We start from the raw sequence: 13,307 nt of genomic DNA on the forward strand, positions 1-13,307 counted from the left end.
CACCGGCCGCAGGGGCGCGGGAGACTGCGCGAGCAGCCCCGGCGGACCTCCTGCCACACTGAATCCGTAACCGACCCCGGACAAGGACCCCACATGACCCGCGTGATCGCCGGCGCGGCCGGCGGACGCCGCCTGGCCGTCCCGCCAGGGCACGGCACGCGCCCCACCTCCGACCGCGCCCGCGAGGGCCTGTTCTCCACCTGGCAGTCCCTGCTCGGCGGCCCCCTGGACGGCGAACGCGTCCTCGACCTGTACGCCGGCTCCGGCGCGGTGGGCCTGGAAGCCCTCTCGCGCGGCGCCGGGCACGCCCTGCTCGTCGAGGCCGACGCCCGCGCGGCCCGCACGATCCGCGAGAACGTCAGGAACCTCGGCCTGCCCGGCGCCGAGGTCAGGTCGGGCAAAGCGGAACAGATCATCCGTACGGCCCCACCGGACCAGCCCTACGACCTCGCCTTCCTCGACCCTCCCTACGCCGTCTGCGACGACGATCTTCGGGAGATCCTGCTCACACTCCGCACGGAGGGCTGGCTCGCGCCGGAAGCCCTCGTCACCGTGGAGCGCAGCACCAGAGGCGGTGAATTCCGGTGGCCGGAGGGCTTCGAGGCGATCCGGGCCCGTCGCTACGGCGAGGGAACGTTTTGGTACGGTCGCGCCGCCTCTACGTGCGAAGACGCACGATGACCGGACCGGAGAGCGAGGGATCACAAGTGCGCCGCGCCGTCTGTCCTGGGTCGTTCGACCCGATCACCAACGGACACCTCGACATCATCGCCCGCGCCTCCAGGCTGTACGACGAGGTCTACGTGGCGGTGATGATCAACCAGTCCAAGAAGGGCCTGTTCGAGATCGACGAGCGGATCGACCTGATCCGCCAGGTCACCGCCGAGTACGGGAACGTGCGCGTGGAGTCCTTCCACGGCCTGCTCGTCGATTTCTGCAAGCAGCGGGACATCCCCGCCATCGTCAAGGGCCTGCGCGCGGTCAGCGACTTCGACTACGAGCTGCAGATGGCCCAGATGAACAACGGTCTGTCGGGCGTGGAGACGCTCTTCATCCCCACCAACCCCACCTACAGCTTCCTGTCGTCCTCCCTGGTGAAGGAGGTCGCCAACTGGGGCGGCGACGTCTCCCACCTGGTGCCGCCGGCGGTGCTGGAGGCCCTGGCCGGGAAGCTCCGGAAGGACTGAGCCGGCCCCGCGCGCCCCCGGTGGGCTGACAAACCGTCACCCGGTGTCCCCCGGGCATCCCAGGGCCGTACAGTCGTCCCGTCCGTCTCCAACACCCGGCTGTAGAGAGTGGCGAGCACACGGTGGACGTGCAGAAGAAGCTCGACGAGATCGTCACGATGGTCTCCGGGGCCCGGGCCATGCCCATGTCGGCCTCGTGCGTGGTCAACCGCGCGGAACTGCTCTCGATGCTTCAGGAGCTGCGGACCGCGCTGCCCGACTCCCTCGCCCAGGCCCAGGAACTGATCGGCGACCGCGAGCAGCTGGTCGAGCAGGCCCGCCAGGAAGCCCAGCGGATCATCGAGAGCGCGCACGCCGAGCGCGGCTCGCTGATCTCCGACACCGAGATCGCCCGCCGCTCCCAGGCCGAGGCCGACCGCATTCTCGCCGAGGCCCGCAAGGAGGCCGAGGAGATCCGTGCCGAGGCCGACGAGTACGTCGACTCCAAGCTCGCCAACTTCGAGGTCGTCCTCACCAAGACCCTGGGCTCGGTCGGCCGCGGCCGCGAGAAGCTCCTCGGCACCGGCCCCGGCACCGACGAGAACGGCTACGAGGACGAGGACGCCCCCGAGCGCAGCCACGACCCCGAGACCCTGCGCCGCACCGCCGACGAGTACGTCGACGCCAAGCTCGGCGCCTTCGAGGCGGTCCTCGCCAAGACCCTGGAGGCGGTCGGCCGCGGCCGGCAGAAGCTGCACGGCCGGATCGCCACCGACGACCTCGGCGCCCTCGCCGCCGACACCAGCACCGTCCAGCACTCCAGCGACGCCGACTACCTCGCCGACCTCGCGGCCATCGCCGACCAGCCCGCCGAGCAGCAGCCCCCGCAGCCGTCGTACGACCCGCAGCCGGCCTACGGCTACCAGCAGCAGCCGGACCCGTACGGCGGCGGCTACCCGCAGCAGTACGGCGGACAGCAGGACCCCTACGGCTACCAGCAGGCCGACCCGTACGCCTACCAGGGCTACGACACCCACCAGGCCGGCTACGACCCGAACCAGGCCCCCCAGCCGCAGCAGTCCCAGCAGGACCACCAGCAGCAGGGCTACGCCCTCGACGAGACCAGCCTCTTCGACACGAGCATGATCAGCGCGGAGCAGCTGCGCGCCTACGAACAGGGCCGCGGACAGTAGCGGACAGCAGCGCGGGCAGGAGCCCCACCGGCCGGATTGGGCCCTCGGCGAAAGGTCCAGTATCCTGGCTCTTCGGTCGCGCGTACGTCCGCGATCACCGCTGCCCGGGAACACCGAAGGGCGGCGTCCCCCCTCTCGGAAAGACCGAAAGCAGGAATGGCTCTGAACGCCCGCCTCGACCACCGCAACCCCTTCGTGTTCGACACGCACGAGCTGGGCCGGCGGCCTGGTGCGCTGCAGCGCCTGACCCGCACGGTCGACGCTCCTGGCGACTTCGGTATCCAGGGGGTCATCGGAGTGCCGGAAGGCGCTCCGGTGGAGCTCGAGCTGCGGCTCGAGTCGGTCATGGAAGGGGTGCTCGTCACAGGCACCGCCCGTGCCGCGGCCGAGGGGGAGTGCGTAAGGTGTCTGGAGCCGCTTCAGCTCGATGTCGAGGCGGACTTCCAGGAGATGTTCTCGTACCCTGACGCCGACGACCGGGGCCGCCCCAAGGCGGAACCGGCCGACGACGCCGAGGAAGACGAGGACAGGCTCTTCATCGAGGACGGCCTGTTCGACCTCGAACCAGTGCTGCGCGATGCGGTGGTGCTCGCACTGCCGATGCAGCCGGTGTGCCAGGAAGACTGCCCTGGTCTGTGCGCCGAGTGCGGCGCACGGCTGGCGGACGACCCGGACCACCACCACGACGCCGTCGACATCCGTTGGGCGGCTTTGCAGGGATTCGCCGACACCATGAAGGCCGGCGACAAGGACGACACGAGCGGCGACGCATCTGGATCAGCACGCGCCGCCGAGAAGCAGGAGAAGTAGCCGTGGCTGTTCCGAAGCGGAAGATGTCGCGCAGCAACACGCGCCACCGCCGGTCGCAGTGGAAGGCTGCGGTCCCCACCCTGGTTGCGTGCGAGCGCTGCCACGAGCCCAAGCTGCAGCACATCGCGTGCCCGTCGTGCGGCACCTACAACAAGCGCCAGGTCCTCGAGGTCTGAGCGGCTGGTGAGAGGCACTGTGTCCACGCCCAAGAAGCAGTCGGCGGACAACCAGGCCTCGTCCCACACGCTTCTGGAAGGGCGGCTCGGCTACAAGGTCGAGTCCGCCCTTCTGGTGCGAGCACTCACCCACCGGTCGTACGCGTACGAGAACGGCGGACTGCCGACGAACGAGCGGCTGGAGTTCCTCGGGGACTCCGTGCTCGGCCTCGTCGTCACCGACACCCTCTACCGGACCCACCCCGACCTGCCCGAGGGCCAGCTGGCCAAGCTGCGGGCCGCGGTGGTCAACTCGCGTGCGCTGGCGGAGGTGGGGCGCTCGCTCGACCTGGGTTCCTTCATCCGGCTCGGCCGTGGTGAAGAGGGCACGGGCGGCCGGGACAAGGCATCCATCCTCGCCGACACCCTGGAAGCGGTGATCGGCGCGGTCTATCTCGACCAGGGCCTCGACGCGGCCTCCGAACTGGTGCACCGCCTGTTCGACCCGCTGATCGAGAAGTCCTCCAACCTCGGAGCCGGCCTGGACTGGAAGACGTCCCTCCAGGAGCTCACCGCGACCGAAGGGCTCGGCGTCCCCGAGTACCTGGTCACGGAGACCGGCCCCGACCACGAGAAGACCTTCACTGCTGCCGCCCGCGTCGGAGGCGTCTCGTACGGCACCGGCACCGGCCGCAGCAAGAAGGAGGCGGAGCAGCAGGCCGCCGAGTCCGCGTGGCGGTCCATCCGGGCCGCGGCGGACGAGCGCGCCAAGGCGGCGGCGACCGAGGTCGCCTCCGTCGAGCCCGCCGACGGAAGCGCCGGCAGCCAGTCGGCTTCCGCCTGACACACACGTACAGCGCACCCGAGCGCCCGCCCCTGCCCGGGGGCGGGCGCTCGGCACGTATCCGGTGGGGGAGCACATGCCCGAGTTGCCCGAGGTGGAGGTCGTCCGGCGCGGTCTGGAGCGGTGGGTCGCCCACCGGACCGTCGCCGAGGCCGAGGTGCTGCACCCGCGCGCGGTACGCCGTCACCTGGCTGGTGCCGACGACTTCGCGCAGCGCCTCAAGGGCCACCGCGTCGGCACGCCCAGCCGCCGCGGCAAGTACCTGTGGCTGCCCCTGGAGGACTCCGGCCAGGCGGTCCTGGCGCACCTGGGGATGAGCGGCCAGCTCCTGGTCCAGCCGCACGACGCGCCCGACGAGAAGCACCTGAGGGTCCGGGTGCGCTTCGCGGACGACCTGGGCACCGAGCTCCGCTTCGTCGACCAGCGCACTTTCGGCGGCCTGTCGCTGCACGACACCACGCCCGAGGGCCTGCCCGACGTCATCGCGCACATCGCCCGCGACCCGCTCGACCCCCTCTTCGACGACGAGGCCTTCCACCAGGCCCTGCGCCGCAGGCGCAGCACCATCAAACGGGCCCTGCTCGACCAGTCGCTGATCAGCGGCGTCGGCAACATCTACGCGGACGAGGCCCTGTGGCGGTCCCGGCTGCACTACGAGCGCCCGACCTCCACCTTCACCCGCCCGCGCACCTTCGCGCTCCTCGGGCATGTCCGGGACGTGATGAACGCCGCCCTCGCCGTGGGCGGCACCAGCTTCGACAGCCTCTACGTCAACGTCAACGGGGAGTCGGGCTACTTCGACCGGTCGCTGGACGCCTACGGCCGCGAGGGGCTGCCGTGCCGGCGCTGCGGCACGCCCCTGCGGCGCCGGCCCTGGATGAACCGCTCCAGCTACTTCTGCCCGACGTGCCAGCGCCCGCCGCGCATCAGCCCTTGATCTGCCGGGCCGCCCGGCGGGCGTCGTAGCGCTCGCGCGCCGCCAGCACCTCGTCCATGCTGCCCTCGACGAAGTGGATGAGAGCCAGCAGCCGCTCGGCCACCTCACGGCCCAGCGGGGTCAGTTCGTAGTCCACGCGGGGCGGGTTGGTCGGCTGGGCCTCGCGGTGCACCAGACCGTCGCGCTCCAGCGCGTGCAGCGTCTGGGAGAGCATCTTCTCGCTCACCCCGTCGACGCGGCGGCGCAGCTCGTTGAACCGCAGGGAGCCCTCGTACAGCGCGCCGAGCGTGAGCGAGCCCCAGCGGCCCGTGACGTGCTCCAGCGTGCCCCGTGAGGGGCAGGCCTTGGCGAACACGTTGTACGGGAGGTCCCGCTGGTCGGTGCGCTCCGGCGTCGTGGTCATACTCCAAGGGTACGTCAAGAGAGCGCTAACCGACAGAATGCACTAACTGCAGGTTAGTGCCCTTGGGGATCGTCCTGGGCGGGTCAGTACCCGAAGTCCTGCGTCCACCACGGGCCGCCCGGCCCGAACTGGACGCCGACGCCCAGCGTCTTGAAGTCGCAGTTCAGGATGTTGGCCCGGTGCCCGGGGCTGTTCATCCAGGCCTCCATGACGGCCTCGGCGTCCGCCTGGCCGCGGGCTATGTTCTCGCCACCGAGGTCGGTGATGCCGGCCTTGCCGGCCCGGTCCCAGGGCGTCGCGCCGTCGGGGTCGGTGTGGTCGAAGAAGCCCCGCTTCGCCATGTCCTCGCTGAACGCCTGCGCCAGCCGGGTCAGCGCGCTGTTCGCGGCCACCGGGCTGCACCCGACCTTGGCCCGCTCCTCGTTCACGAGCTTGAGCACCTGGGCCGCGGCGGCCGACTCCGTGGAGACGGTGACGGCGGAGCTGGGCTTCCTCGGGGCGGGTACGGACTTGTGCGCCGGTGTGGTCGCCGGCTTCTTGCTGGGGGTCGCCGTCGGCTTCTTCTTCTCCGGAGCCTTCTGCGCGGTCTTCTCCGGTGTCTTCGACGGCGACGCCGAGGAGGCCGGAGCGGACGGCGAAGGGGCGGCCGAGGTGGAGCGTTCGGCGCCCCGGCTGGTCGGCGGCTGGTAACGGCCGTCGGCGCTGCCGGACGTGCCGCCCAGCTCGGCCGGCGCGTTGGTCGGCGAGTCGGCGGCCTGCACGTCGCCGCCGCTGCTGCTGCCACCGCCCAGCTTGTAGTTGTCCAGGCCGGGCACCGCGCCCGTGGCGACGGCGACCGTGCCCAGGGCGACCGCGGCGGACACCCCGAGCAGCCCGGTGCGTACCGGGGTCGTGGCCTTCTTCTTGCGGCGCCGGTGCGCGCCCGCCCGCCGGGCACCCCCGTCGGGCGTGAAGCCGTCGCCCGGACCGCCGTCGTCCGCGAAGCCGCCGGTCGGGAACAGCGCGGTCTCGGCCGGGTCGGCGTAGCGCTCGCCCGCTTCGAGGCCGTCCCGCGCCCCGTCGCCCCAGGCGGCGTCGTCGGCCTCGAAGAGGTAGGCCTCACTGCGGGCGTACGTCTGCGCGTACGCCTCGGGGTTCAGGTAGGGCGCGATGCCCATGGTGGGACGCTCCTCGGCGTACGAGCCCAGCGGGTCCCGGCTCCCGTAGGAGGGAGCGTCGGTGTGCGTGACCCCCGTGGCGCGGCCCGTGGCGGCGCGGCCGGCGGCGTCGCGTCGGTGGCGTCCCATGTCCTGGCCTTCCTCGTCCTTGCGGTCGACTGTGTCCTCACGATCATCATGAAACCCACACGATCGAGTGAGTTTCATATGAGATTCATGGGTGGGGACGGTACCGCATGCCACCCGGGGAGGATGTGTCCGGAGAGGCTTTGGCCGGTTAGGTTGCCGTCATGAGCGAGGATGTGCGACTGGTCGCCTGGGTGCGGGGACGCGTCCAAGGTGTGGGTTTTCGCTGGTTCACCCGGGCCAAGGCCCTCGAGATCGGCGGCCTGAGTGGTTTTGCTCTCAATTTGGACGACGGACGGGTCCAGGTCGTCGCGGAGGGCCCGCGAAAGGGCTGCGAGGGTCTGCTGGAGTGGCTCCGGGGCGACGACACGCCGGGGCGCGTGGACGGCGTCACCGAGATCTGGGACACACCTCGCGGCGGCTACGACGGCTTCGCCATCCGCTGAGCCCGCACCCGCGGGCCGCCTCGGCGGCCGCCCCCGCACCGCCCCCGGTCGGTCTCGCGGAACGGAAACCTCCTGGTGATTGCCAAGAACCGCTTGCCGTGGCAGGCTCCACACGCCAGGATGATCGCCACGCCCCGAGGGCCCCGCGAAAGCCGCCGCGCCGCCGTTTCCGGCCGCGTGCCGCCGGGTTGCCCGCCAATACGGGCGTGATCGTGTTGACCGTCAAACTTTTTGGTGAGACGCTGAAAGCACCCCGCGCACCTAGCTGTTTGGCATGGCTGAACGGCAGCACAACTCCAGGCCTGCCAAGCACCGCGGGTGCGAATCCCTCACGACCCACACCGCTTCGGTCGGTCACTCAGTGTGGAGGACCATCCATCATGGCAAAGGCGCTTCTCGGTTACGTCGGCGGCTCCGACCCTCGACTCCTCGCCGAGATGCGACGGCTCCAGCAGCGCGTCCAGGACCTGGAATCCGAGCTCGTACGGATCCAGGCGGAGAACGACGCTCTGCAGGCTGCCGCTTCTCACGACAGGATCATGGAGAGCGTTGACGCACACGAGGCGGAGCCTGCGCTCACCTGATCACTGCACCGCTCCACAACAGCACAGCAGTGGTTGGGCCCGCCCGTCACAACCGCTATCTCAGAAGTGCAAGGGACGCCTCGGCGTCCCTTCTTTCTTGCCCCCGCGCTTGCCCCGCGCATCCTTTCACCGTCTTTAACGTCTGGTCTGCCCTGCGCGTTCACCGGCGAAACCGCGCGTTCATGGAGTGAGACATCCCCGCGGAGTAAAGTCCAGCGGCGTGCACCTCAAGGCCCTGACCCTGCGCGGTTTCAAGTCGTTCGCCTCGGCCACGACGCTCCGGTTCGAGCCGGGGATCACGTGCGTCGTCGGACCGAACGGCTCGGGCAAGTCCAACGTCGTGGACGCGCTCAGCTGGGTCATGGGCGAGCAGGGCGCCAAGTCGCTGCGCGGCGGCAAGATGGAGGACGTCATCTTCGCCGGCACCACCGGCCGCCCGCCGCTGGGCCGCGCCGAGGTGTCGCTGACCATCGACAACTCCGACGGGGCGCTGCCCATCGAGTACGCCGAGGTCACCATCACGCGGATCATGTTCCGCAACGGCGGCAGCGAGTACCAGATCAACGGCGACACCTGCCGCCTGCTGGACATCCAGGAACTGCTCTCCGACTCCGGCATCGGCCGCGAGATGCACGTCATCGTCGGCCAGGGCCAGCTCGACTCCGTGCTGCACGCCGACCCGATGGGCCGCCGGGCCTTCATCGAGGAGGCCGCGGGTGTGCTCAAGCACCGCAAGCGCAAGGAGAAGGCCCTCAGGAAGCTCGACGCGATGCAGGCCAACCTCGCGCGCGTGCAGGACCTGACCGACGAGCTGCGGCGCCAGCTCAAGCCACTGGGCCGGCAGGCGGCGGTGGCCCGGCGGGCCGCCGTCATCCAGGCCGACCTGCGCGACGCACGGCTGCGGCTGCTCGCCGACGATCTCGTACGGCTCCGCGAAGCCCTCCAGGCCGAGATCGCCGACGAGGCCGCCCTCAAGGCCCGCAAGGAAGCCGCCGAGCAGGAGCTGAAGAAGGCGCTCCAGCGCGAGGCCCTGCTGGAGGACGAGGTCCGGCAGCTCACCCCGCGCCTGCAGCGCGCCCAGCAGACCTGGTACGAGCTGTCCCAGCTCGCCGAGCGGGTCCGCGGCACGATCTCGCTGGCCGACGCGCGCGTGAAGAGCGCCACCTCCGCGCCGGTGGACGAACGCCGCGGCCGTGACCCGGAGGACCTGGAGCGCGAGGCCGCCCGCATCCGCGAACAGGAGGCCGAGCTGGAGGCCGCCCTGGAAGCGGCCCAGCGCGCCCTGGACGACACCGTCGCGCACCGCGCCGAACTGGAGCGCGAGCTCGCCCAGGAGGAGCGGCGCCTGAGGGACGCGGCCCGCGCGATCGCCGACCGCCGTGAAGGACTGGCCCGGCTGAAAGGCCAGGTCGGGGCGGCCAGGTCCCGGGCCGCTGCCGCGCAGGCCGAGATCGAGCGCCTGGCCGCCGCCCGCGACGAGGCGCAGGAACGGGCCGTCGCCGCGCAGGAGGAGTACGAGGCCCTCCAGGCCGAGGTCGACGGCCTCGACGCCGGTGACCAGGAACTCGCCGAGCAGCACGAGGCGGCCAAGCGGCAGCTCTCCGAGGCCGAGGCCGCCCTGACCACCGCTCGCGAGGCCGTCACCGCCGCTGAGCGCAGGCGGGCCGCCACCCAGGCCCGCCACGACGCCCTGGCCATGGGCCTGCGCCGCAAGGACGGCACCGGCGCGCTGCTGACGGCGCGGGACCGTCTGACCGGGCTGCTCGGCCCGGCCGCCGAGCTGCTGACCGTCACCCCCGGCTACGAAGCCGCCCTGGCCGCCGCCTTCGGCGCCGCCGCCGACGCCCTCGCCGTGACCACCCCCTCCGCCGCCGCCGATGCCATCCGCCTGCTGCGCAAGCAGGACGCGGGCCGGGCCGCCCTGCTGGTCAGCGGCGCCCCGGACGACGTACCGGCCGCGGCGCCCGCCGACGGTCCGCCGTACGCGGCCGACCTGGTGTGCGGCCCGGCCGAGCTGATGCCCGCCGTACGGCGGCTGCTGCGCGGGATCGTCGTGGTGAGCACCCTGGAGGACGCCGAGGACCTGGTGTACGCGCGGCCCGACCTGACCGCCGTCACCGCCGAGGGCGACGTCCTCGGGGCGCACTTCGCGCACGGCGGCTCGGCCGGGGCGCCCAGCCTGCTGGAGGTCCAGGCCTCCGTCGACGAGGCCGCCGCCGAGCTGGAGGAGCTCGCGGTGCGCTGCGAGGAACTCACCGAGGCGCAGCACACCGCCGCCGAACGGCGCGAGCGGTGCGCCGCGCTCGTCGAGGAGCTGGGGGAGCGGCGCCGGTCCGCCGACCGGGAGAAGTCGGCCGTCGCCCAGCAGCTGGGCCGGCTCGCCGGGCAGGCGCGCGGCGCGGCGGGGGAGGCCGAGCGGTCAGCGGCCGCCGCCGCCCGCGCCCAGGAGGCCCTCGACAAGGCCCTTGAGGAGGTCGAGGAACTCGCCGAACGGCTCGCCGTCGCCGAGGAGATGCCGATCGAGGAGGAGCCCGACACCTCCGTACGGGACCGGCTCGCGGCCGACGGCGCCAACGCCCGGCAGACCGAGATGGAGGCCCGCCTGCAGGTCCGCACCCACGAGGAACGCGTCAAGGGCCTGGCCGGGCGGGCTGACTCACTCGACCGGGCCGCCCGGGCGGAACGCGAGGCACGCGCGCGTGCCGAGCAGCGCCGTGCCCGGCTGCGGCACGAGGCGGCCGTCGCCGAGGCCGTCGCCTCCGGTGCCCGTCAGTTGCTCGCGCACGTCGAGGTCTCCCTCGCCCGGGCCGAGCAGGAGCGCACCGCCGCGGAGGCCGCCAAGGCCCGCCGCGAGCAGGACCTCGCCCAGGCCCGCGCCGAGGGACGCGATCTCAAGGCCGAACTGGACAAGTTGACGGATTCAGTCCACCGGGGCGAGGTACTCGGCGCCGAGAAGCGGCTGCGGATCGAGCAGCTGGAGACCAGGGCGCTGGAGGAGCTGGGTGTCGAACCGGCGGGACTCGTCGAGGAGTACGGCCCCCACCAGCTCGTGCCCCCCTCGCCCCCCGCCGAGGGCGAACAGCTGCCGGAGGATCCGGAGCACCCGCGCAACCGGCCCAGGCCCTTCGTGCGCGCCGAGCAGGAGAAGCGGCTGAAGGCGGCCGAGCGGGCCTACCAGCAGCTCGGCAAGGTCAACCCGCTGGCCCTGGAGGAGTTCGCGGCGCTGGAGGAGCGCCACCAGTTCCTCAGTGAGCAGCTCGAGGACCTGAAGAAGACGCGGGCCGACCTGCTGCAGGTGGTCAAGGAGGTCGACGAGCGCGTCGAGCAGGTCTTCACCGAGGCCTACCGGGACACCGCCCGGGAGTTCGAGGGCGTCTTCAGCCGCCTGTTCCCCGGGGGTGAGGGACGCCTGGTGCTGACCGACCCCGACAACATGCTCACCACGGGCGTGGACGTCGAGGCGCGTCCGCCGGGCAAGAAGGTCAAGCGGCTGTCGCTGCTCTCGGGCGGGGAGCGGTCGCTGACCGCCGTCGCGCTGCTCGTGTCGATCTTCAAGGCGCGGCCCAGCCCGTTCTACGTCATGGACGAGGTCGAGGCCGCCCTCGACGACACCAACCTCCAGCGGCTCATCCGGATCATGCAGGAGCTGCAGGAGACCTCCCAGCTGATCGTGATCACGCACCAGAAGCGCACGATGGAGGTCGCCGACGCGCTGTACGGCGTCTCCATGCAGGGCGACGGTGTCTCCAAGGTCATCAGCCAGCGCCTGCGCTGAGGCGCAATACCTGCGCCTTACCTTCAGATGATGAACGCAAACCCATCATCTGCGTCTCCAACCTCACAACACCCCGCCCCTTGACTTCGAAACTTGAAGACATAGTCTCGGCAACGTTGCTTTTACCTTCAGGTACCGGGGTATCTGGAGGCGCTGACCCCATCCGGCAGCGTTGCCGGTGGCCCGAGGAGTACACGTGACCAGCACAGCGCAGGCACCCCAGTCAGGAGCCAGGACGGCTCATCCCGATCATCTCGGGCACGTCATCTTCATCGCGGCGGCGGCCGCGATGGGCGGCTTCCTCTTCGGCTACGACAGCTCCGTCATCAACGGCGCCGTCGAGGCCATCCGTGACCGCTACGACGTGGGCTCGGCGGCCCTCGCCCAGGTCATCGCCATCGCCCTGATCGGCTGCGCCGTCGGCGCCGCGACCGCCGGCCGCATAGCCGACCGCATCGGCCGCATCCGGTGCATGCAGATCGCCGCCGTCCTGTTCACCGTCAGCTCCGTGGGCTCCGCGCTGCCCTTCGCGCTGTACGACCTCGCCTTCTGGCGTGTCGTCGGCGGCTTCGCCATCGGCATGGCCTCCGTGATCGGCCCGGCCTACATCGCCGAGGTCGCCCCGCCCGCCTACCGCGGCCGGCTCGGCTCCTTCCAGCAGGCCGCGATCGTCGTCGGCATCGCCGTGTCGCAGCTGGTCAACTGGGGCCTGCTGAACGCCGCCGGCGGCAACCAGCGCGGTGAGCTGATGGGCCTGGAGGCCTGGCAGGTCATGCTCGGCGTGATGGTCGTCCCGGCCGTCCTGTACGGCCTGCTCTCCTTCGCCATCCCCGAGTCCCCCCGCTTCCTGATCTCCGTCGGCAAGCACGAGCGGGCCCGCGAGATCCTCGCCGAGGTCGAAGGACAGGACGTCGACCTGGACGCCCGCGTCAACGAGATCGAGTCGGCCATGAGGCGCGAGGAGAAGTCCAGCTTCCGCGACCTGCTCGGCGGCTCCTTCTTCTTCAAGCCGATCGTCTGGGTCGGTATCGGCCTGTCGGTCTTCCAGCAGTTCGTCGGCATCAACGTCGCGTTCTACTACTCCTCGACGCTGTGGCAGTCGGTCGGCGTCGACCCGACGGACTCGTTCTTCTACTCCTTCACCACGTCGATCATCAACATCGTCGGCACCGTCATCGCGATGATCTTCGTGGACCGCATCGGCCGCAAGCCGCTCGCGATCATCGGCTCGGTCGGCATGGTGATCGGCCTGGCGCTGGAAGCCTGGGCGTTCTCCTACGACCTCGTCGACGGCAAGCTGCCGGCCACCCAGGGCTGGGTCGCCCTGATCGCCGCGCACGTCTTCGTCCTCTTCTTCGCCCTGTCCTGGGGCGTGGTCGTCTGGGTCATGCTCGGCGAGATGTTCCCCAACCGGATCCGCGCCGCCGCCCTGGGCGTGGCCGCCGCCGCGCAGTGGATCGCCAACTGGGCCATCACCGCGAGCTTCCCGTCGCTGGCCGACTGGAACCTGTCCGTCACCTACGTGATCTACACGGCCTTCGCCGCCCTCTCCATCCCGTTCGTCCTGAAGTTCGTGACGGAGACCAAGGGCAAGGCGCTGGAGGAGATGGGCTGAGCCCGTCCACACACTCGGGGAGAAGGGCCAAGTCCCCGCTGCCCCTCTCCCCGTAACCCCCGCCGCCGCCCCGGCCCGGCCACTGCCCGGACCGGG

At 71.2% G+C, this 13,307-nt stretch carries 13 protein-coding genes; 11 read left to right on the forward strand and 2 right to left on the reverse strand.

Features of this window, described 5'->3' with window-relative positions; all coding sequences use genetic code 11:
* Positions 1-93 precede the first annotated feature (93 nt).
* From rsmD to mutM, 7 genes are all read left to right on the forward strand, one after another.
* Positions 94-681, forward strand: coding sequence for a 16S rRNA (guanine(966)-N(2))-methyltransferase RsmD (gene rsmD, locus AB0K80_RS19240; RefSeq protein ID WP_365671085.1), 588 nt, complete (start codon positions 94-96; stop codon positions 679-681).
* Positions 682-707: 26 nt separating this feature from the next.
* On the forward strand, positions 708-1,187 hold the full coding sequence (coaD, locus tag AB0K80_RS19245; RefSeq protein ID WP_365671368.1) for a pantetheine-phosphate adenylyltransferase: 480 nt from the start codon (positions 708-710) through the stop codon (positions 1,185-1,187).
* Positions 1,188-1,309: 122 nt separating this feature from the next.
* A complete protein-coding gene (locus tag AB0K80_RS19250) occupies positions 1,310-2,359 on the forward strand; it encodes an ATP synthase F0 subunit B (RefSeq protein WP_365671088.1) in 1,050 nt (349 codons plus the stop codon).
* A gap of 156 nt (positions 2,360-2,515) precedes the next feature.
* Positions 2,516-3,169, forward strand: a complete 654-nt coding sequence (locus tag AB0K80_RS19255; RefSeq protein WP_365671089.1) for a YceD family protein — start codon at positions 2,516-2,518, stop codon at positions 3,167-3,169.
* A 2-nt stretch (positions 3,170-3,171) separates the two neighbouring features.
* The gene (rpmF, locus tag AB0K80_RS19260; RefSeq protein ID WP_007493396.1) at positions 3,172-3,345 is read left to right on the forward strand and encodes a 50S ribosomal protein L32; all 174 of its coding nucleotides are present in this window, start codon (positions 3,172-3,174) and stop codon (positions 3,343-3,345) included.
* Between the two features lie 19 nt (positions 3,346-3,364).
* A complete protein-coding gene (gene rnc, locus AB0K80_RS19265; protein WP_365671370.1) occupies positions 3,365-4,168 on the forward strand; it encodes a ribonuclease III in 804 nt (267 codons plus the stop codon).
* Between the two features lie 76 nt (positions 4,169-4,244).
* Positions 4,245-5,105 carry a bifunctional DNA-formamidopyrimidine glycosylase/DNA-(apurinic or apyrimidinic site) lyase gene (gene mutM / locus AB0K80_RS19270; RefSeq protein ID WP_365671091.1) on the forward strand — a complete coding sequence of 287 codons (861 nt, stop codon included), beginning with the start codon at positions 4,245-4,247 and terminating at the stop codon, positions 5,103-5,105.
* Here the strand turns inward: mutM and AB0K80_RS19275 are convergent.
* Entirely contained in the window at positions 5,095-5,508 is a 414-nt protein-coding gene (locus tag AB0K80_RS19275) for a helix-turn-helix domain-containing protein (protein ID WP_365671093.1), read from the reverse strand. The two genes, mutM and AB0K80_RS19275, sit on opposite strands and share 11 nt — an antisense overlap.
* A gap of 83 nt (positions 5,509-5,591) precedes the next feature.
* Entirely contained in the window at positions 5,592-6,794 is a 1,203-nt protein-coding gene (locus tag AB0K80_RS19280) for a CAP domain-containing protein (RefSeq protein WP_365671095.1), read from the reverse strand.
* A 161-nt stretch (positions 6,795-6,955) separates the two neighbouring features.
* Between AB0K80_RS19280 and AB0K80_RS19285 the strand changes: the two genes are divergently transcribed.
* The 4 genes from AB0K80_RS19285 to AB0K80_RS19300 all read left to right on the forward strand — a co-directional run bounded on the left by AB0K80_RS19285 (position 6,956) and on the right by AB0K80_RS19300 (position 13,211).
* A complete protein-coding gene (locus AB0K80_RS19285) occupies positions 6,956-7,237 on the forward strand; it encodes an acylphosphatase (protein WP_365671097.1) in 282 nt (93 codons plus the stop codon).
* 380 nt (positions 7,238-7,617) lie between these two features.
* The gene (locus AB0K80_RS19290) at positions 7,618-7,821 is read left to right on the forward strand and encodes a hypothetical protein (RefSeq protein WP_365671098.1); all 204 of its coding nucleotides are present in this window, start codon (positions 7,618-7,620) and stop codon (positions 7,819-7,821) included.
* Positions 7,822-8,041: 220 nt separating this feature from the next.
* On the forward strand, positions 8,042-11,596 hold the full coding sequence (smc, locus tag AB0K80_RS19295) for a chromosome segregation protein SMC (RefSeq protein ID WP_365671100.1): 3,555 nt from the start codon (positions 8,042-8,044) through the stop codon (positions 11,594-11,596).
* Positions 11,597-11,792: 196 nt separating this feature from the next.
* On the forward strand, positions 11,793-13,211 hold the full coding sequence (locus AB0K80_RS19300; protein WP_365671102.1) for a sugar porter family MFS transporter: 1,419 nt from the start codon (positions 11,793-11,795) through the stop codon (positions 13,209-13,211).
* The last annotated feature ends 96 nt before the right edge of the window (positions 13,212-13,307 follow it).

The sequence above is a fragment of the Streptomyces sp. NPDC052682 genome (assembly GCF_040678435.1).
In the GTDB taxonomy this organism is placed as follows: Bacteria; Actinomycetota; Actinomycetes; order Streptomycetales; family Streptomycetaceae; genus Streptomyces.